The organism is Halopenitus persicus (assembly GCF_900107205.1).
GTDB lineage: Archaea > Halobacteriota > Halobacteria > Halobacteriales > Haloferacaceae > Halopenitus > Halopenitus persicus.
This window is the reverse complement of the sequence record NZ_FNPC01000015.1, coordinates 1-20,006: the sequence shown is the minus strand read 5'-3', so window position 1 is coordinate 20,006 and position 20,006 is coordinate 1. Positions and strand designations below refer to the sequence as shown.

The 20,006-nt window shown below is 50.9% G+C and carries 16 protein-coding genes; 10 read left to right on the top strand and 6 right to left on the bottom strand.

Annotation, left to right across the window (positions count from 1 at the left end):
* Window positions 1–25: 25 nt before the first annotated feature.
* The 4 genes from BLV25_RS15670 to BLV25_RS15655 all read left to right on the top strand — a co-directional run bounded on the left by BLV25_RS15670 (window position 26) and on the right by BLV25_RS15655 (window position 5,603).
* Window positions 26–1,483 (top strand): ATP-binding protein, encoded by a 1,458-nt coding sequence (locus BLV25_RS15670; RefSeq protein WP_092735186.1) that lies wholly within the window; start codon window positions 26–28, stop codon window positions 1,481–1,483.
* Between the two features lie 4 nt (window positions 1,484–1,487).
* Window positions 1,488–2,129 (top strand): response regulator transcription factor, encoded by a 642-nt coding sequence (locus BLV25_RS15665; RefSeq protein WP_092735183.1) that lies wholly within the window; start codon window positions 1,488–1,490, stop codon window positions 2,127–2,129.
* Window positions 2,129–3,730 carry a hybrid sensor histidine kinase/response regulator gene (locus BLV25_RS15660; RefSeq protein ID WP_092735180.1) on the top strand — a complete coding sequence of 534 codons (1,602 nt, stop codon included), beginning with the start codon at window positions 2,129–2,131 and terminating at the stop codon, window positions 3,728–3,730. The genes BLV25_RS15665 and BLV25_RS15660 overlap by 1 nt, the downstream gene beginning before the upstream one ends.
* A gap of 106 nt (window positions 3,731–3,836) precedes the next feature.
* Window positions 3,837–5,603 (top strand): PAS domain-containing protein, encoded by a 1,767-nt coding sequence (locus BLV25_RS15655; protein ID WP_092735178.1) that lies wholly within the window; start codon window positions 3,837–3,839, stop codon window positions 5,601–5,603.
* A 230-nt stretch (window positions 5,604–5,833) separates the two neighbouring features.
* Here the strand turns inward: BLV25_RS15655 and BLV25_RS15650 are convergent, their stop codons facing one another.
* Window positions 5,834–6,727: a helix-turn-helix domain-containing protein gene (locus tag BLV25_RS15650; RefSeq protein ID WP_092735175.1), complete on the bottom strand. Its 894-nt coding sequence runs from the start codon at window positions 6,725–6,727 to the stop codon at window positions 5,834–5,836.
* Between the two features lie 334 nt (window positions 6,728–7,061).
* Here BLV25_RS15650 and BLV25_RS15645 point away from each other — a divergent pair, with 334 nt between their 5' ends.
* The 6 genes from BLV25_RS15645 (at window position 7,062) to BLV25_RS15625 (ending at window position 11,557) form a co-directional block, all read left to right on the top strand.
* Window positions 7,062–7,652: a transcription initiation factor IIB family protein gene (locus BLV25_RS15645; RefSeq protein ID WP_092735172.1), complete on the top strand. Its 591-nt coding sequence runs from the start codon at window positions 7,062–7,064 to the stop codon at window positions 7,650–7,652.
* A gap of 566 nt (window positions 7,653–8,218) precedes the next feature.
* Window positions 8,219–8,758 (top strand): hypothetical protein, encoded by a 540-nt coding sequence (locus BLV25_RS15640; RefSeq protein ID WP_092735169.1) that lies wholly within the window; start codon window positions 8,219–8,221, stop codon window positions 8,756–8,758.
* 159 nt (window positions 8,759–8,917) lie between these two features.
* A complete protein-coding gene (locus BLV25_RS15635) occupies window positions 8,918–9,289 on the top strand; it encodes a hypothetical protein (RefSeq protein WP_143114501.1) in 372 nt (123 codons plus the stop codon).
* Between the two features lie 72 nt (window positions 9,290–9,361).
* Window positions 9,362–9,934, top strand: a complete 573-nt coding sequence (locus tag BLV25_RS15630; protein WP_143114500.1) for a hypothetical protein — start codon at window positions 9,362–9,364, stop codon at window positions 9,932–9,934.
* 548 nt (window positions 9,935–10,482) lie between these two features.
* Window positions 10,483–10,644: an AbrB/MazE/SpoVT family DNA-binding domain-containing protein gene (locus tag BLV25_RS17070; protein ID WP_143114499.1), complete on the top strand. Its 162-nt coding sequence runs from the start codon at window positions 10,483–10,485 to the stop codon at window positions 10,642–10,644.
* 163 nt (window positions 10,645–10,807) lie between these two features.
* The gene (locus BLV25_RS15625) at window positions 10,808–11,557 is read left to right on the top strand and encodes a recombinase family protein (protein ID WP_092735160.1); all 750 of its coding nucleotides are present in this window, start codon (window positions 10,808–10,810) and stop codon (window positions 11,555–11,557) included.
* A 45-nt stretch (window positions 11,558–11,602) separates the two neighbouring features.
* Here the strand turns inward: BLV25_RS15625 and BLV25_RS17065 are convergent, their stop codons facing one another.
* From BLV25_RS17065 to BLV25_RS15590, 5 genes are all read right to left on the bottom strand, one after another.
* Window positions 11,603–12,796 carry a hypothetical protein gene (locus tag BLV25_RS17065; RefSeq protein WP_143114498.1) on the bottom strand — a complete coding sequence of 398 codons (1,194 nt, stop codon included), beginning with the start codon at window positions 12,794–12,796 and terminating at the stop codon, window positions 11,603–11,605.
* Between the two features lie 1,434 nt (window positions 12,797–14,230).
* The gene (locus BLV25_RS15610) at window positions 14,231–15,877 is read right to left on the bottom strand and encodes a beta-alanine-activating enzyme beta-propeller domain-containing protein (protein ID WP_092735151.1); all 1,647 of its coding nucleotides are present in this window, start codon (window positions 15,875–15,877) and stop codon (window positions 14,231–14,233) included.
* A gap of 2,145 nt (window positions 15,878–18,022) precedes the next feature.
* Entirely contained in the window at window positions 18,023–18,436 is a 414-nt protein-coding gene (locus BLV25_RS15595; RefSeq protein ID WP_176819520.1) for a TRAM domain-containing protein, read from the bottom strand.
* Between the two features lie 55 nt (window positions 18,437–18,491).
* Window positions 18,492–18,644 carry a DUF7837 family putative zinc-binding protein gene (locus tag BLV25_RS17570; RefSeq protein WP_176819519.1) on the bottom strand — a complete coding sequence of 51 codons (153 nt, stop codon included), beginning with the start codon at window positions 18,642–18,644 and terminating at the stop codon, window positions 18,492–18,494.
* Window positions 18,645–19,298: 654 nt separating this feature from the next.
* The coding region (locus BLV25_RS15590; protein ID WP_143114497.1) for an SDR family oxidoreductase at window positions 19,299–20,006 on the bottom strand (708 nt) is incomplete at its 5' end.

Here is a 20,006-nt window from a genome sequence, read left to right as displayed (position 1 = left end):
ACACCGCTATCTGGAAATTGTGGATATGTACCAAGATTTCAATATTCGTTGGAAAGCAGGGACCCATCTTGGACTTATTCTGCTTCTCTTTATAGGAAGTCTGAGTGCGATATGGTGGTTTCTTCAAACTCCGACTCATCACGGAATCCTGCTACAAGCTTTCCTGATTGGGGTTTTTGGGGGCGGATTGCTCATTATTATACTATTGTTTGTCGCTATCGACAGACACGTTGTTCGTCCGCTTGAGCAAATGCAAGCTGAGGTTCAATCCATCACTCGGGGAGATATTGATACATCTATTACTGTTCTTGACCGGAATGATGAGATTGGAAGACTCTCATATAATCTCGCAGAAATGAAAGACCAAGTAGTTTCGACGGTCAAAGAGACAAAAAAGTTTCAGCAGGCGGTTGAGCAGGCTGGACACGCCGTATACCTCACCGATTCGGATGGTACAATTGAATACGTTAATCCCGCATTTGAGGAGATAACGAAGTACAGTGAAGACGAGGCTCTCGGTGCAAATCCTCGGATATTACAATCGGGACATCATCCTACGACATATTACGAAGAACTTTGGGATACGATCTTATCCGGTGAAGTCTGGGAAGAAGACGAATTTGTGAATAGACGGGCGACTGGAGAACTCTTCTTCGCTGATCAAACAATTGCACCCATTACCAGTAAGAATGATGAGATTACAGGATTCGTCGGGGTTATGGCTGATCGAACTGGGGAACGCGTCCGTGACCAACAAGCACAGGTGTTGAGTCGGGTTCTTCGCCACAATCTCCGTACGCAACTCAATCTCATCGATGGGTATGTGAAACAGCTGTCGCAAGCTGAGGCTGCCGAACGATCAGAATATGTGCAGATAATCCGGGATCACATTGAGGAAATGGAGAGTATTAGCATAAAAGCGGAGCGAACGGTGCGAGAGCTTCAAGAAGAGGTATATCGGGAGCCGCAGGTAGTGTCTGCTGCTGTTGAACGTGTCTGTGCTAAGATGGAAGAGAAATACCCGAAGGCAGTAATCACGGCTGATCTTCCCGAGTTTGAGGTTAATGCTCCTGTCACTATCGAATCTGTCCTGGAAGAACTCGTTGAAAATGCGATCGAACATAACGATCAAGATACGCCTGAAGTAACTATTAGAGTCACCCAAGAAGAGGAAGAAACATCACAACCACTAATTCACATTACGGTGGCTGACAATGGTCCTGGAATTCCTGAGGATGAACAAGCAGTAATTGAGCAAGGAGAAGAAACACCACTATTGCACGGGAGCGGGCTCGGACTCTGGTTTGTTCACTGGGTTGTGACGCTCGCCGGTGGAGAGATCACGATTTCACAACGGTCACCACGCGGAACTCGTATGAATCTCAAACTACCGCCTGAATCAGTCTCATCCTTCTCACGACCGTTATCTGCTGAAGAACACACCGCACCGGACCCACAACGTGACAACAAGACGAACACGTAAACCAATGAGTAACACAGACATTCCATCGGAGACGAACGGCGAATCCGCATCAGTACTGATCGTTGAAGACGAACGACAGCTTGCTGATCTATATGCAACGTGGCTGACAGAGACGTACGATGTCGAAACGGCGTATGACGGCGAAGAGGCGCTAACGAAGCTTGATGATTCGGTCGATGTCGTGTTACTCGACCGCCGTATGCCGAGCATTGATGGTGATGAAGTACTCGAAACGATGCAAGAACAAGGACTGGATTGTCGGGTAGTGATGGTTTCAGCGGTTACTCCTGATTTCGATGTTATCGAGATGGGGTTCGACGATTATCTGACAAAACCCGTCGACGGGGATGATCTGCACCATACCGTGGAACGGATGCTTACCCGGACGGACTATGATCAGATAGTGCAGGAATTTTATCAGTTAACGTCGAAAAGAGCTGTGCTTAAATCCGAAAAAGCCGACGCGGAACTCCGAGCCAGCGACGAATATGACGAGCTACTAGATCGCATCACAGTCGTTCAGAACCAACTTGAAGAAACTGCCACGGAATTCGATGATATGGAGTTCGAAGCAGTGTTCCGTACTTTCGATTCAGAGTCTTACGACCGTCCGTCCGACATTGACAACAGGAGTGAAGATCAGTAATGCCTAGCGGGTCTTGGATATTCGAACGCTTCACAGACATCGTTCCGGAGACAGAACTTGCTCCCGAGGACGTTTCTGTTCTCCTCGTCGATGATGATTCGGAGTTCGCCACGCGTCTGGCATCATTCCTCGGAGAGCAATACGGAATGACAATGACGATCAAAACAACAGGTGAGGACACGCTGGAGTATCTCACTACGACTACGCCGAATTCGAAGAATTCCTCAACTGCTGCTATCTTTGAGAAACTCAGCTCGCACAAAACACACGCCATATCTCACGCTCAAGAGCCGGAGACACAGCAGCAATCGCCAGCGGGATCTGGAAAACTCGATTGTATCGTCACCGATTATCAAATGCCGGAGATGAATGGGCTCACCCTCATTGACGAAATCCGAGAGAAATATCCGGCCCTTCCGGTTGTTATGTTCGCTGGCCAAGGAAGTGAGAGAGTCGCCAGTGAAGCCTTTCGCCGCGGAGCCGATGATTACCTGCAGAAAGATACGGATACTGAGCAGTTCCACGTACTCGCAACTAGGATCCAAACAGCGGTCCAACTTCAACGCCTTTCGCTCGCGTTACAGACGTTCTATCAGGCTGTCGATTATGCAGGCCACTCGATATACATCACCGATACCGATAGCACAATTCTGTATGTGAACCCGACATTCGAAGAGATCACTGGATACACAGCTGACGAAGCTATCGGGCAAGACCCGTCCCTTCTCAAATCAGGTGTCCATGACGAAGCGTTCTATGCCGACCTCTGGAAAACGATCCTCGCCGGTGATGTGTGGGAGAATGAGATCGTGAACGAGCGGAAAAACGGGGAACAGTACGTCGTTGATCAAACCATCGCGCCAATCACCAACAAGCGAGGTGAGATCATCTACTTCGTCGCTATAAACAATGAGATCACAGAGTTACGACGCCGAACCCGGGAATTGCAGCGGCAGAATGAACGGCTTGAAGAATTCTCCCGGACGCTCTCACACGATTTGAAAAATCCACTCAATGTCGCCCAAGGACGGCTTGATCTCGCGGAGCAAACGAACGATGACGAACAGTTCGACCAAATTAGACAAGCACTGACCCGAATGGAGATGCTTACTGACGAGGCACTCTCGCTTGCAAAACACGGCTTGACAGTTCAGCAGCCTGAACCAGTGTATCTCCGGGAGACAGTTCAGGATGCCTGGGACGCGGTTCCCACAGAGAACGCGACACTTGAGTGTACTATTTCGGACGGAACAACCGTCTCAGGCGATGCGTCACGAATCTGTGAATTGCTCGAAAACCTCTTCGGTAACGCCGTTGAACACGCCGGTCCGAACACGACCGTTCGAGTCGAACTGTTAGATATGTATACGGGATTCTACGTTGCCGATGACGGGCCTGGAATCCAAGCAGACGAGAGAGATACTGTCTTTGAGCCTGGATACACCTCGACAGAAGATGGAACCGGATTCGGATTGGCGATTGTCCGTGAAATCGCAGCAGCACACGACTGGGGCATTGAACTTATGGAAAGTGAAGACGGTGGCGCACGATTCCAGTTCAGTATTCCTGCTGAAGACTGGAATAACGAGCTGGAAGGATGAGCTATGTGACTGACGAACCATACCTCACCTTTATCCAGAGTACTACTGCTCCTGTACAGGCATACTCTACCGAGGAGACTATATCAACTGATTAATTACACCACATATGACATCTGATTCTCCCTCTGAAGTGTTTTTCATTCACTCGGGTATGGAGATCGTCTATGCAAATCCCGCATTCTGTACGCTCATCGGTGCGGAGTCACAAGAACAGCTCATCGGGATGTCACTGACGGATCTCGTGACACCGGATTATCATTCTTCGCTCCATAAGCAAGTAACACGAGTCGAAAGTAACGACACACCCGCGTTTGGGCTTGCTATTGAATTCCAGACATTTACCGACCGACACCAGAGCGTTATCGCAGTAAGTTCCCTAGTCAAATGGGACGGGACCCAGCAGGTTCAGACATCTGTATTCCCAATCGATAGCGCAGATTCGCCAGCTGGTCGTCTGCTCCGTGATCACGCAATGGACGAGGCCCCAATCGGCATAACGATCACAGACCCATCCCAACCCGACAATCCAATCATCTATGTAAACGACGGATTCTGCGATCTCACTGGTTATTCTCGGGACGAGATTCTCGGCCAGAACTGTCGATTTCTACAGGGAGATGCTACACGTGAGGAGCCAGTGGCTGAGATGCGGGCAGCAATCGACGCCGAAGAGCCAGTTACAGTCGAACTGCGGAATTATCGAAAGAACGGCTCGATGTTCTGGAACCGCGTCACGATCGTTCCGATGAGGTCTGAATCAGGAACCGTTACCCATTATTTAGGCTACCAACAGGACATCTCCGCTGAAAAACGGTACGAACAAGATCTCACACTCTTCAAAGAACAAGCTGAAGGATCTGACAAAGCGATACTGATCACTGATCCAGAAGGGACAATCGAATATGTTAATCCTGCCTTCGAACGGTTGACTGGTTATTCTGCTGCAGAGGCAACTGGACTCAATCCACGAATTCTCAAATCCGGCCAACAAGATGAGGCGTTCTACGCAGAGCTATGGGACCAAATCACGGCCGGTGAAGTTTGGGACGCACAACTGACGAATCAAACCAAACACGGCGAACTATTCGAGGTTAAACAGAAGATCATTCCGGTTTCGGATGAACAAGGAGATATTACCCATTTCGTGGGTATTGAGCAGGACATCACCGACAAGGTGCTCACAGAGCAAACGTTAGACGTGCTCGACCGGGTCTTACGGCACAACTTGCGAAACTCCCTTAATGTGATCGACGGTCACGCAGAACTGTTAGAAGATGAAGACCTAGATCCTGATGCCCGGCAAGCGTCTGTCTCTGCAATTCGAGAGCAAGCTGCAGCGATGCAAAAGATCGCTGAGCGAACTACAGACATTCGCGCGATCTGGGATCCAACAGAGGAACAGCAGACATGGGATCAACTTGATATAGAGACTCTTATAGAGACGTATCAAACCAAGTATCCCGACTCGGGAATCTCAGTAACAATAGATGGTGAGTCGAGTATTCAGATTCCCGATGCAGACCTCTTTGAACTGGCACTTGATGAGGCAGTCGAAAACGCGATCGAACATACCGAACAGTCATCTCCCAAAGTTGAGATCACAGTCTGTCGAGATCCGGCTAATGACCAAGTGCAGATTACTGTTGCCGACAACGGACCGGGGATCTCCAAAGATGAACGCGATGTAATTGAGTCGGGAGAGGAGACACCTCTGAATCACAGTCTCGGGGTTGGATTATGGTTGATGGAATGGGTAGCAACGACACTCGGTGGTGAACTTACGATCGCTGACAACGAACCACAAGGAACTATCTTAACGTTTCAACTCCCATCTTCGGATCGACGTAACACGAGTAAAGGTCAGATGGCTTAGAGATAGACATTCCGAATATGGCCCGGGAGTACCTGACACACGGTAAGAGGCGATTATCCCGAAAAGCGAGAAGCGCCTCGACAGTGAGGAAACAGGGATCGAGTTGTATCTGTGCGGTCGCTCGTTGAAAGCGACGGCGGCGACGTGTGGGTTGGAGAGTCCAATCCTTGATTAGCAGGGTTCGGTGGTGATGGGTTTATACTCGGTGTGGACAAGTCTATTTGCCCCGATCACACTTGCTCGGGATCGACCCCGTACAAGTGCGGGCGCTGCAGAGCATTAGCGACTGTTTTCCTTGTGCAATCGAGTCTTTCAGCTGCAGCTGACTGACTCATTTCGCCGCGAGCTACTCGGCGGAGAGCGTCTCTTACGTCAGTGTAGTTGTCGTCAGGTTTCAGAGTCCCTGCTTCGCTGGTGCAGCCAATCGGCGGGCGGCCAGCATCCCAATCGATTCCGGCGAGGAGCTCTTCCCCGGAGAGTTCGTCAACGCTGTCCTTGTCCGGATCCTGCCGCTGATCATCCTCGGTATCGGGTTCGGTGTCCAGTTCGGATTCGGTAGTTCCAGTGCCGTCGCCGTCGCGCTCCTCTCTGGTGTCGCCCTGCTCGTGGGATTCAGCGTTGATGTCGGTGTCATCTGAATCCGCCTCAGCATCGATACCGAGCGCGCGGCGCTGTTCATCCGAGAGTACGTCGAATACGGAGTCTCCACGGATTGTGAGTCCCTCGTTAAAACCGATGACGTGAGTGTCCTGCTGGACAGCATACTCGATGGCTCGTGGCGGGAGTGCCTCGATATTCGGGGTCATAAGGCGGGTACAAGTCTCCGCTTCGATCGCCTCAGTCACGTCGTCGCACCACTCCCTCGCTATCCACATCAAATACTCTCTGGGTCGCCGCGATGCACGGACGATGTCGTATGCGGCGTTCGTCTCATCGAAATTCCATTGAACATCTTGAATCTCCCCGCGGTCAAGACTGGGTATTACGTCGATCGCCTCTTCGGTGTATTGGATCCATCCGGTTTCTTCTCGGGGAATAAGTAGGACCGAATCTGGTGCAGGTGCCCCATCGATCGACTTTCGATTTTTCCCACTCAAGGTGTTCGATGTGACTATTGTTTTCATATATGGACATAGAGTTTTTACACACATACCTCTGGCGGGTGTGTGATTTCCCTTAGTGTTGCTAAGCCTGCGAAAAAATTTTTCGAGGCTTCTGAGGCGGTAACTGGTGGTACTTTAGTAGGTAAATACCCAGGAAATTTTCCATAGGTGTATAGGGTAATAGACGGGTGAGGGGATTCACCCCTTATCTACACAAACTGTGTGCTTACTATGACTGGCTCGCATTCCTACGATACTAACTACAGGAATAGAAATAGTCGCTCACACGCCACCACGGCTCAAACACAACGATGGACGGAATCCGAATTTAACACCGTACGCCTAGCGATCATATATGAGCACAAATATTCCGTCTTCGGATCCGATTCACGATCTCCCGGTCACTGACACTGACAGGGTCTACGACCTCATCGACGAACACGCCGATACACTTGATCTCTCACCACCTGTCGTCAAGACGATTATCGACCTGTTCGGCAGGGCATACGAGCGAACCAGTTTAGCAGGTCGTGGATCCATCGTGGGCGTTGCCGCAGCGGTCCGAGTCGCCTGTCAGTTGCACGATGAGCCTCGATCCATCAGTGAAATCGCCGCAGTCACAGACGCCAAAGAGAAGCTGATCGCCCGGGAATCACAGAAGATACAGCACGTTACCGGTGAACACACTACACCGACCGACGCCCAAACCTATCTTGACCACTGGACAGACAAACTCGATGCAGATACCGAAACCCGGCATAATGCTGCTGATCTCCTCAACGAGGTACATTTCTTGAGAACACCAGCAGCTGCCGCAGCTGGCGCACTATGGGCCGCACTCGCATCACAGAATGATCGGAATATCAACCAAGAAGACATCGTCAGAGAGACACACACGTCTGCATATACGCTTCGAAAAGTACAGTCCGACATCGATAGTGGGTAATCCTACAGTTATTATCGATGAAGGCTTGTTCTCCCAGTTTTCCTCGCGTTAAATTAGCTGGTTTATGTTGACGATGTATGAGATGACGTGATCAAGCAACTGCACGGGGATAGTAGAACTCACGCCGCTCCTTGACGCAACTGCACTCGTCATCGATAAGTCCTAATTTTCGATCGGTTAACGGATTCTGGTTTGGGCTATATTCATACGGGCTATTCCGGGGGATATGATATGTAGGGGGAGAGGGGGGTCTCTCCCTCATAGAAAGCTATCCCCAGAATGTCCGTATAATAGACTAGACTGCACAGCCTTGGTACGGAACGGTGGTAGAATTTCTGACAGGGATCGCGGGGTGTTGATTACCAGTATGTAGTGTTCGGTACTCTAATCGCACAATTCCCGGCAGGTCGGTCAAACAGATGGTCGTCAAGTAGGATTAAGCCCATTGGGAGTGTCGCTATCGGCTAATTATGAAAATAGAGTCGAGGTTTTGAGTGCGTGTTCTCGGAGCAATGGAGAGATCGCCGGGGGGCGTTTATGACTTTGTCTTTACAAGCACAGGTATAATGGTTGAAACAACCACGAATGGCGACGAATCAGCGACTAAACACCCACTAGCGGACATTAACGAGATCGTCATCTCTCCCGACGACGTAGCCGACTGCATCCAGCGGAACCACAAACAGAGCAACCGCGGGACATACATACTTCGCGTCACCCCGCCATTCCGCGGGAGCGTCGAAGCGAACCTATTCTTTAGTGAACCGGGGACACGATATGCTGATGATATAGATCCCGTCCCGGTCCATATTGATCCGCTAGCGTTTCTATGCGGACACGCAGACGGACGAGACTCACGCGAGTACTACCACAACGTCCACAGCGGGGCGAAATACCCCGGCCACCTCGAAGATAAGGACATCTATGAGCGTGACGCTGACGATGACACGACCTGGGACGAGTGGCGCGAAACAACCCTAGAGGTTTGGCGCAACGAGGTACGCGCCTGTATTGAGGACGTAGGCGAGATCACTTTCCCGACGCGCGGAGCTGGCCCAGACCGAGTGGTCGGAACCACGGTCCCGGTCAGGATCCAGGAGCGATAGTATCCAAAACATAACGCACGTGAGCAGCGGCGAAACCAGGGATCGTCCCCCTGGGCGTGCCTCAAGATGAGTAACCGACCAATGACGAGCGAAACCACAATACGCAACGACCGGCGAGAAGAGATTCGAAACGACCCGAGTAAGCGCCTAATCGGAGAGATGAAATTTGACCAGGGCACGTTATTCGACGACGTTGAAACGGTAATCGACACGGTCAACGGAGCGGACAGTGACCTAGCGGCGGAACTCAGGCCCGGGAACAATGTCGTATTCATCATCGAGATTTTTGACGGTGGGGTGGTCGACAAGGACTGTGCCTGCGGTGCGCGATTAACGGGCCCGGAAGATGTCGAGTTCGGAACGGAGCACGCACCGGCACCAGGGGTGCGGGAGCCCGCTTCGGCGCAGCAGCATATTCCGGTGGCGAAGTGCAGTGAGTGCGGTGCATCTGTCGGTGCGATATTCGGGTTGGATTCGGTGCTGCGGTTGTACTCGGTGGCTGACGTATCGCTGCCCAGTACTGACGACTAACGCGCGTAGCTGGTGCTCGCATAGCGGTTCGATTCCGCCGACGCGCTTCAGGACGCAAGTCCGAGATTACTAATGGTAGAAATCAACTGTGCGAACTGCGGCGATGGGGTCACGATGGAATCGCCACACATCAACTACTGCCTGGACTGCATGGGGTGCCCGGAATGCGGGAACAGTCGTGAAGTGACGGAAGGTGGACTGTGGTGCTCGTTCTGCGCATCCGACCGGCGACGCCGTGTGCTGGACGAGTCGCCGGTCGAGGAAGGCGACACAGTTGCGTACCGCGGTGACGCGTGGACCGCGGAAATTGGAGCGGAGACGAACGTGTGGCTGTACCCGCTTGATGTCGATCCATCGATGCACGGCCCCGGTGATGGGACGGAGTACCCGGTCGTGGCGGACATCAGGGACGTGGAACCGGTGACCGGTGAAACGTGTCCGTGTGGTGCGCGACTCGCTGCACGGGACAATGTGAAGTTCACGACGCGTCTCGGCCCGGCACCGGGCGCTCGTCCGGAAGCGCCAGTACAACAGAAGATCCCGGACGTGGAGTGCACCGCGTGTGGTGAGTCGGTCGGTTCAGCGCACGGTATCGAGTTCGTGCTGGAGTTGTACGACGCGTACGGCGAGCCGACGCCCGAGTAGACGCGTAGACTGCGGGAGCAGGCGTTTCCCCTGGACTGACGGCGCACCGCGGTTCGATTCCGCGGCAGGGCCTCAGGTGAACAACCTATCATGACACAGAACACCTCAGGTCAGAATCAAAATATGCAGCGTGATAGGGACTGTACCGAGTGCGGATCCACCGAAAGTCTGCGGAAACAGTACGGTGAGTGGTGGTGCGAGGAGCATACTGATAACAAGCATAAGATAGAAGCAGAGCACCACCCGACGTGGGATGACCATGACTGCCACATCACTATTGTCGGGTTCAAACCGTGCGATTCAGAGACGGGTTGTGCTGGGGTGATGGATAAATTCTACAGTCCAAGTTTCGGTGATGAGCCCGGCCGTAGTTTCGTTGCATGCCGGGAGTGCAGTCATTTCAAACACGTTTGATTAACGCCCGGCTGGTGCCTTGACCGGGTTCGGTTCCTGGGCAGGGCGTTTCAGGGGCCGGCACCCCTGAAACAGGGACTTCCCTTATTAGATCAAACATTCAAATCAATATTGTTGGTGGGTGACTTAGAACGATGCCGAAAACCACGACAACAACCGTCACTCGGAACTCCGAAGGACAGTACCAGGTAACCATCCCCAAAGCGCTCGCAGACGCGATGGATCTCGCAGGTGAGACAGTTGAGTGGGATGTAGTCAGTTCGGAAAAGCTCGAAATGGCAGTGAAAGATGACTGAATGAGAGGATCTAGAACGGGCAACACTGTGGGTGCCTATGGTTTGGCATCTCGTTCCCGTTCACAAGGACAGAAGTGGGACGTGCTGACCGGTTGATGAAGCACATTGAGGGACTTCGGAACACAGACTCCGAATGACTTGACCTAGAGTAAGTGGACAGACTATGACACAGACCGCAATCGGCTATACACGACTCAGTCAAAAGAGCGACACGAGCTTAGGAAATCAAAAGCAGAACATCCGGGAGTATTGTGATGAACACGGCCTGAAGCTAGATCGGATCTACGATGATGGCCAGCAGGCTTCCGGATGGGACGGCTCCCGCGATGAATACAGTGAACTCAAGCAGCGGCTTCGTGATGACGACGATCTGGATGTGGTCGTACTGCACGACAAGCGCCGGATCGCCCGGGACGTTGACGAGGTGATGCGTCTTATCCCGGATTTCCGCGAGTACAACGTAGAACTACACACCGTGTTGGATGGACAGTTGGACTTAGCGGATCCGATGCATGCGGCGATCGAGATCCTACAGGCAGCCGCAGCTCATCAAGAAAAACTCAAAGAGATTGAGAAGGGGTTGGAAGTTACTGAAGCCCGGCAAGACAACGAATACTGGATGGGGGAAGCCCCATACGGGCTGAAGTTCGGCGTGACTGAAGAGTACGGAAAGAGGCTCGTGCCGGACCCAGGTGAGTGGTGCGACGTGGAACGCGTGTTAGCACTTCGAAACGACGGCATTAGTTACAGAGAGATCGAGGAAAAGACAGACGTTGCGTACGCGACGGCATACCGGATTATCCAGCGAAGAGAAGTATACGAACAGGCCCGTGCACGTGCGGACCGGCATGGACTTAGCATCTCAGAGGGGATTGATATAGACGGTGAGACTGCCGACGAAGCGGGTATGTGAAATTACTTGAACACTCACCAGACACTCATACTGGAGTTGAGGTTGTTACTTTTCGTGTTCTAGGAGTTCGTTTATTTCAGCGAGTGTTTGCCTGGCAAACGCTACAGTTCCAGCGACGTGAGTTTTTGACGGGATGATTTCATCGCTTCTGTCCATTCTGTCCTGGGTAAGTGCGTATTCTTGTTCAATCACACCCGCAGTGAAGGCAATCCGATCACGAACACGCCTGAGTTCCTGGATAGGTATTGAAGTACGCTGTGACTGAATTTTCTTGTCCGAAGCGGCAATTCTGTGTTGGTTCTGTTCGGTATCCTCACTTCGAATTTCCGAATTACCATCGCCTTTAGAATCGGATTCGATCCGTGACTCACTCTTGCGCTCTTGCAGAGTTCCGAGAAAAGCTGCGTCCTCTGACCGTATCATAGAAACGTAAGCACGACTGACAGATTCACCACTCGGAAGCTTTTCAGAAGCAAGCTCTGCGATGCGTGTATCCGTTAGATCCGGGTTCTCCACGATTACATCAACAATTGCCTGCTGCTTCTCTGTCAACGCATTATACCACTGCCGTAATTCCTCTTCATCTACGCTACCTTTGGACTTGGTACCTTCTGGATAGTCGTCAGAGCCGCTGTTCGTATCTACGTCCGGGTTTGTCTGAGAAGGTGTGGTTTGCTTGATTCCGATATTGTTCGTTTCGGAGTCACCGTCACACGTACTGGAATCGCGGGTTTGAGTGTCGTCTGGAGCGGCGGACATAAACGAACGCTGACTCGTGACAGGTCGATCAGCGGGGATACTGTCTCCATCACTAGCATTATTCAGATCTGCTGTACCCCCTCTACTGTTGCTTCCATTCTGGCCGGTGTATTTCTCGATGAGGCCCGTGTTAACCTGGTCAAGCAGGCCGCAGTCGACAATTTCGATTATGTCTTGCTCGCTGAGCTCTCGTTCAATCACGTCGACTACGCCATCACCGATTTCGAGTTGTTTCCGTAGCGCGTCGAGCACATCTCTATGGGTATCAACGACTTGGGATGGGTAGGATTGTGCGGTTCCGACACGCGTAGCAATAGAGACTGCGGGTTCGTCCGGGTGTTCTAGTGTGGCGATGATTATGGCTTGTTGTTTCGTGGTTAAGTCCGCAAGACGTGAACCAGATTCATCGCCAGTGTCGGTGGTTCTCGGTTGATCGTTACTGCTATTAGGGTCGCGGGTTGTATCCGTGTTTGCTGTCATGATTGGCAGCCCGGGTCTGCGGGTGTCTCAGCACCCGTGACTCGTTTCGATGGAGTCGATTCCCGGTACTCAACGAGTTGTGATTTACCCACTTAAATAGTGGTTTTTCGCAAAATTACGCATTATTGATAGCACTCTAACTCAGATAGCGAACCGCCAGGTGATACCTTACTGGAGAAACACAGGTACGTTAGAGTCTGTTAACGCACTGGGATCAATCACACTCTCCGATAATCGAGTGCCAAGTGTTAATGACGACAGATCGCCCGATACAGCACGTGTTTTGTCGAACCGACCAACCCGAACTGGTACCGTTGCGAAATCCTGCAACCACACCTCGATTTCACTTGGATTGTACCGCCCGTCAACGTCAAACACGAGGTACGCATCGTACCCGGCATCAAACAGTACCGTGAGACGCCGGCTGAGATCGAGTTGACTAATCTCAGAGAACACCTCAACTGCAATAGGTGGAGACCTCAGATGCAGGTCTGTTTCGATCCACTGGTCGTTACTTGGGGCAGTCACACGTCTTTCTGGTTCGATACGTGGCACGGAACTGGTTCGATCATCCGAGATCCAGTCACGGGTTAGTTGCCGAGAAGCACGAGCGAGTCGACGTGCAGAGAGTTCGACTGCTGCCCGGTGTGAAGCCCCCATCGACCCATCGCCAAAACAATCCGCGTCTCTGTTAGTATGTTCGAACCACCTAAATACGTCTTCGAACTGATCTGCCTCTTGCTTTCGAACATTAGTTCGATTTCGGGTGACGGGTTCACCACAAACAACGCACTCATACCGTGAATCCCTGCTATCACCAAACACGTCTCCTGTATCCTTATGCTGGGAATTGTGCTCGGGAGCAGGCCGAGGTGGTGTAGAACATTGTGTTCTGACTCCGCCGTCGGTCAGTATTCGTTCATATGCCTCGGATGATCGAGGTTCTATATCTGGTAGGGTTTCTGGACCAGCAACAACGACTCCACGAACGGTATCGAAGGCGATCAGCATATATAGTGTATAAATATGGTTTATAATAGTACTTGTCTATCCTATGGATCAATAACATAAAACGTAGAGTGCGTGAGATAATATTCACGGACCGTGAGTTCGGCAGTCGTGTGGTGCTCTCACGGGATGAGGCATTCGATATCGTAGCTGTCCTTATTTATGCAATAAGTGGCAAGACAGGGTGAATGATCGGCGAGAGGAATTTGCTGGTAATGCACCCGACCCGTAATATGCCAATTTCAGTAAACCTATCCAGAATAGCTTAAATTGGCTCTGTTGAAATCCTTGAGTGGTGATATGTTTTGGCGTGCGTGCTGACTATAGAGTCTGGGTCTATCATCGCGTGGCTTGTTCTCTCCAGATGCTGTCAGAAAGCGGCTGCTGCATACAAAGCGCAAAGACAGCATCAATCTTGTTAACTTATTATTCGTCGTTCAACCGCTTTTTGAGTAGGTAGGCCAGACCACCAAGTCCAGCTGCTATACTACCAAGTCCAGCTATCACAATAGAAAAACCTAGCCCGGTACTGGAATTCTCATTACTCTCGTTTTGATTATCGGCCTCTCCATCGCTATCGGATTCATCTATAGCACTACTGCCATTATTGATTTCTGCTGATTTGACCGTAACTGAGGTTGTCGTGGTGTCCGTCGCACCGTCATCATCAGTAACAGTCAGTTCAACAGAAAATGTCCCAGTACTAGTGAAAACATATTCAACCGTTTCTCCGCTGTGTACTGTGTCATCAATCACCCACTCGTAGCTGGTAAGAGATCCATCAGGATCCGATGAATTAGTCCCCTCAAATATTACTGGTTCGTCCACAGTAGGGCGATTGGCGTCAACTCGAATTGATGCCGTGGGGGGAGCATTGATTTGCTGCCCGGAGTATCTCCAATCATTATGATGGCCTAATACACCAAGCATCACCCGAGAATCCTCACTTGATCCTTGAGAATCCGTTTCTATTGCAAACAGGTTCCCTTTTGCAAACCCACCATCACTCCCAACATAGAGGGTTCCATCCACCACAATAGGTGAGCTATCTATGGCTCCCTCAGATCGAAAAACCCACTCTTGACTACCAGTCGCTGCATCTACAGCATATAGAGTCCGATTATCAGTTCCAACATAGACCGTCCCGTCAGCTACTGTCGGCGAACTAGGTATCGGGGCAGTGGTTACCCCAGGTGATTCAAAGATCCATTCTTGTTCGCCTGTCGCTGCATCTATCGCATATAATGTTCCACCATCAGTACTCAAGGTTTTCCTACTTCCTACATAGACAGTGCCATCCGCCACAGTCGGAACACTCTCAATACCATAATTAGTTTCAAAAGCCCACTTTTGTTCGCCTGTTTCCGTATCTATCGCATACAGATGCTTATCATTAGAACCGACATAGACAGTTTCGTCCACTACCGTTGGTGAACTATCGATACTATCGTTTGTCTCAAAGACCCACTCTTGATCACCTGTCGTCGCATTTACTGCATACAAATTATCGTCCCATGATCCGACGTAGATAATCCCGTTAACTACTGTTGGTGAACTATAGACACCACCGTCTGTCTCAAAGACCCACTTTTGTTCACCCGTTGCTGCATCTACTGCATACAAATTGTTATCGTAGGATCCGACGTAGACGGTTTGTTCTACTACTGTTGGTGAACTATTGATCCTGTCGTCAGTCTCAAAAGCCCATTTTTGTTCGCCTGCTACTGCATCTACTGCGTACAGGTGGTTATCGTTGGATCCGACATAGACGGTCTCATCTACGACTGTAGGCGAACTTACGACACCATCTCCAGTCTCGAAGACCCACTCTTGTTCGCCTGTTCCCGTATCTATCGCATACAGATTGCTATCATCACACCCTACAAAAACAGTTCCGTCCACTACCGTTGGTGAACTATTGATCCTATCCTCGGTTTCAAAAGACCAGATCTCGTCTCCACTATCTGCTGCCACAGTTCCGATATTTGTGAGTCCGCTCCCGACAGCTACTATCGCACCAATTGTCTGGACGTATCGCCGTCGTGATAGCGGTATTCTATGAAATTTGGTCATATGCGATCCTAATTTTGATCGTCAGTATCTTCTGATTCGGATCTCATTCTTACTAGTAGCCCACACAACGCTTTATTTTTATTTGGGGGATCCATACTACTCAATTGATAGTCAATAGACAGTATTAGTTTCACCGCAGCCAGGACATTTCACAGTTACTCTATTTGACCTCAATCTCTTCTTTTCAATTTTGAGAAGATTATTGCGTCTCAGGCAGTCTGTATGGACAAACGTATCGCAGGTATCACAGTACATCCCATTCCCTTCTTCCACTTTCCCTCGGCAAAAGTGGCAAGCACCACTAGGTGAGTCAAATAGCCCCATAACTGGTTTATTAAGAGTATAAGTGATAAATTTCTCCTCTATATTCAGCAGCCACGAACGAACACTATTTGAATTTGATAATATTTCTGGTGATATACCCGCGCTCTGTATGTAGCACGGCCTCGACGAACTATCAGCGACCAAGAATTTCAACAAAGCCGCTTCCATATATTGGTGACTTCCACCGAAACAGCTCTTTGAAACTCTCAGTAGGTGACGCGTCTTGACCCGGTTGTGGTCAATACAGGAAATACACGTATCGTGGCAGCCTTGATTTTCCTGTAACTTGTTACAAGAGGTGTATAAAATACAGAGGGTAGAATGAGTATCGGATCTGTTGAATTCTCATATCGGTGAGGGTTATAACTCACCTGCGGTCAATACCGCCGGTGTATCCATATTGTGGTATGGTAGCTTGACATCATTCGAAGAAAGGTTAATAAGCTCTAAATAAAATGATCAGTTGCCGCGCGGGAAACCCAAATCGTGTGCCTCTGACAACCGAATTTGGTTCGTCGTCCCCCCGGCGAGTCCCCTTCCCACGCGGCTTTTCGACGTGAGTGCTTCGCTCCGGTAATTCTGTCTGCGCGTTCGGCCGAGCTTCCGGTATTGGTTTAGGAGCGTCAACTGAACAATCCTCGGACACGGCCAAGCACCCCACTGCCGCTCTCAGATTCATTCGTGTCCGTTGCCGTTTCTTCACTCACCCGTCCACCCAATTCAACGCCAGCTGGCGGCTCTCTCAACCAGTCAAGGAACTCATCAGGTGATTTGATCGGCAGAACACTCCAGCCGCTCTGAAACAGCAACTAAATTATTCACAGTCATCAGGTAGCTCCAAATCGATAATCTGCCGCGGTGAGGGATATTTTTCAATCGTACTGGCGAGCGAAGCCGGGTCAGCAATCTTGATACGCTCTACACGGGCTACAATGTCATCATCAGTGCTCGCCGCAACTGGACGTGATCACTAAGCTCGGTGTCCCAGTTATCCACACCGCCCGGGACGCGATCCTCGATGTATGCTCGCGCCTTGTGTGCTCCAGACCATGCTAAAGTCTCAGACTCACCGTTGATCGAGATGTGTGACAGGTATATTGACGGGTGCTTATCGCTGTCAGCGAGCATACTAACGCTGGTTCGCGTTGGTTTATATACTCGCGGGAGACCAATATCTTCAACGCTATCAAAGAGGTTTAAAACGGAAGCTGGCCTCGAACGTTCATCTCTCGGACTGGACGTTTACGATACCATTGGATCGCTAAATAAAGGAGAAGAGGCCCCAGTAGTGCAAGAATTATCGACCCGAGTAGCCCAACACCTAGTCCTTCTCCGGGGGGTAAGTATGCCATCAGAAGAAACGAGAGCCCAAAGAACGTACCTATTCGACGCCCGAACTTTCCTCGTTTTGTATACAAATCGGCTGTACAATTCGGACAACTCGTCGCCGACTCTTTAACCCGTGTTCGACATCCCCCACACACCGAATTCCCATCAGAATCTCTCTCGGCAAGTTTCTTTTTTCCAGAATCCCGCAACGCTTGTAGAAGAAAGATGTCACGTATAATTCCCATTCAGATCTTCCCCCATTCTTGATATATCATAGTGTGGTTCTGTTTGCTGTATAATAATATATTTTACGCCTGTGATAGTGCTCTTTGTAGGAATTATCTGCTCTGGCGAATCCGATGACTGCGGCCAGATCGGTGGGTTGGTGTGCAGCGCGTTTTGAGCAGGTGTCGGCGACAGATGACTAGTCGGAACGGGGTTCACTCTCCAGAATCATCCCGACGATCGTAACGAAGAGGGTTAGCGATTCAACTACTCGTAGTAACTTACCCGCTCAACAACCTCTGCGAAGGCGACATTCTCGCGCACATCAATGATCTTGATAGTGACGCGTTCGCCTTGTTCAGTGTCGGGAACGATAACGACGAACCCGCGATCAACACGGGTGATTCCGTCACCTTGCTCACCAATGTCTTCGATTTCGACGGTACGTTGTTCCCCTTTCTCGACAGGGGGTTTCTGCGGTGGTTGCTCGGGCTGTGGATCGGTGGCAGTGTTGTTGGCCTCGTTGGTTGCGGGTCCTGGCAGAACAGCCACACGGTACGTTTCGTCTGCTTGTAGGTCGCCAAGACGGAGTTCTTGTTCCGGTACCTCAACCACATATGACCCATTACGCTCTTCGACCGTGCCCGAGAACAGACAGCGAAGTTGCTCTGAAATCTCCATTTGTAGGTCTTACTCCGGATACGCGACGAAGAACACTTTACTCTGCTGTCTGGGACTATTCGGGGGCTACAACGTCCTCACACGCTGGACACTCGGTCCACACGCCCTCGGTGCCGTCGTCCTTCTGGTACTCAACAAGAACCCACGCTTCCGAGATGTCCTCACCACATTCCGGACAGCGACCGAGGAACGATTTGTCAGCATTCATAGAAAGGGGGTGGAAGGAGCGTGTGACAGCGGTCCTTCCAAACGAATGTCAATCGGCCTTCAAGATAAGCTTTTGGCAGCTTTACGGGTCGAACGCACCGGATTTCCGGGGGATACTGATTACCAGTAGCATTAACTCACAGCCACCAAAACTTCGGAACCCAATGAGTGTCCGCGCAGTACTGACTCGGCTACTGCCCGGTGACGAGACAGAGGTAGTCGTGGAATGCCGCCAGTGCGGTGAGACTCTTGCGTCAGGCGCAGACGAGTGTCCTAAATGTGGGTCAGATGAGATAGAACGTTTCCAGATTTCAGAGTAGCCTGCCGTGTTCAAGACACACCAGTCCAAAACGTGTCATCTCCTGAGTATTGCAACAGATCCGGTCATACCTATTTCGTCTTTCACGATAGTGCGTCCTTGGTAGATAGGTCAATCAGAGCCACGAATTCAGAGACATTGCTGAATCATCGACCATTGACTATCCAGTACCTTTTCACTCACTCAGGGGGCTTAGCAGGCTTTCATCCCCGAACTGATGCAACCGCTAGTTGGTGAGGCGGCCGAAGCTGAGTATAGACCATTCGATCTGTTGACCCCTCACCTTTCAACTCTATTCAACCCGCCGCTTGTGTGACGTTGATCTGTGTCTCCAATTCAAATACCTCGGTAGCCGCTGTCGACAGTCAGTGGCTCTCCGTTCGTAAATGAGGCAGCATCTGAACAGAGCCACACGACTGCCGAAGCGATCTCTTCCGGTTCCCCAAGACGGTTCTGTGAATGTCGGCCGGCAATCTCTTGACGGAGCTCTTCATCAGAAGTAATACCGCCTTCATCAAGCATGTTTGTTGCGATGAATCCAGGGCACACAGCGTTGACGCGAATGTCATCATCGGCGTATTCCCACGCTGCTGTCTTCGTCAGTCCGAGGACACCATGTTTTGCGGTCACGTACGCCGAGGCATTCTGAAACCCGACGTGACCAAGGACGGACGCCATATTGATGATTACGCCACCGTCGTCCTGGCTGGTCATCTGATCAACTTCTGCACGGAGTGACCGCCAGACACCATTGAGATTGATGTCGATAGTGAGTTCCCACTCTGCTTCGTCAAGGTCGCCAGCCGGTGCCTGAGCGCCGCCGATACCGGCATTGTTGACTGCGTAGTCGAGGCTTCCGAATTCGTCGACGGCGGTTGTAACCATTCCGTCGACATCATCCATATCGGTCACGTCGGTATGAACGGCAACTGCTTCACCACCGTCGTCTCTAATCAGATCGACGGTTTCTGCTGCGCCGTCGTCGTCAACATCAGCGATGACGACGGATGCACCGTGTCGAGCGAATTCGATCGCCGTTGCTCG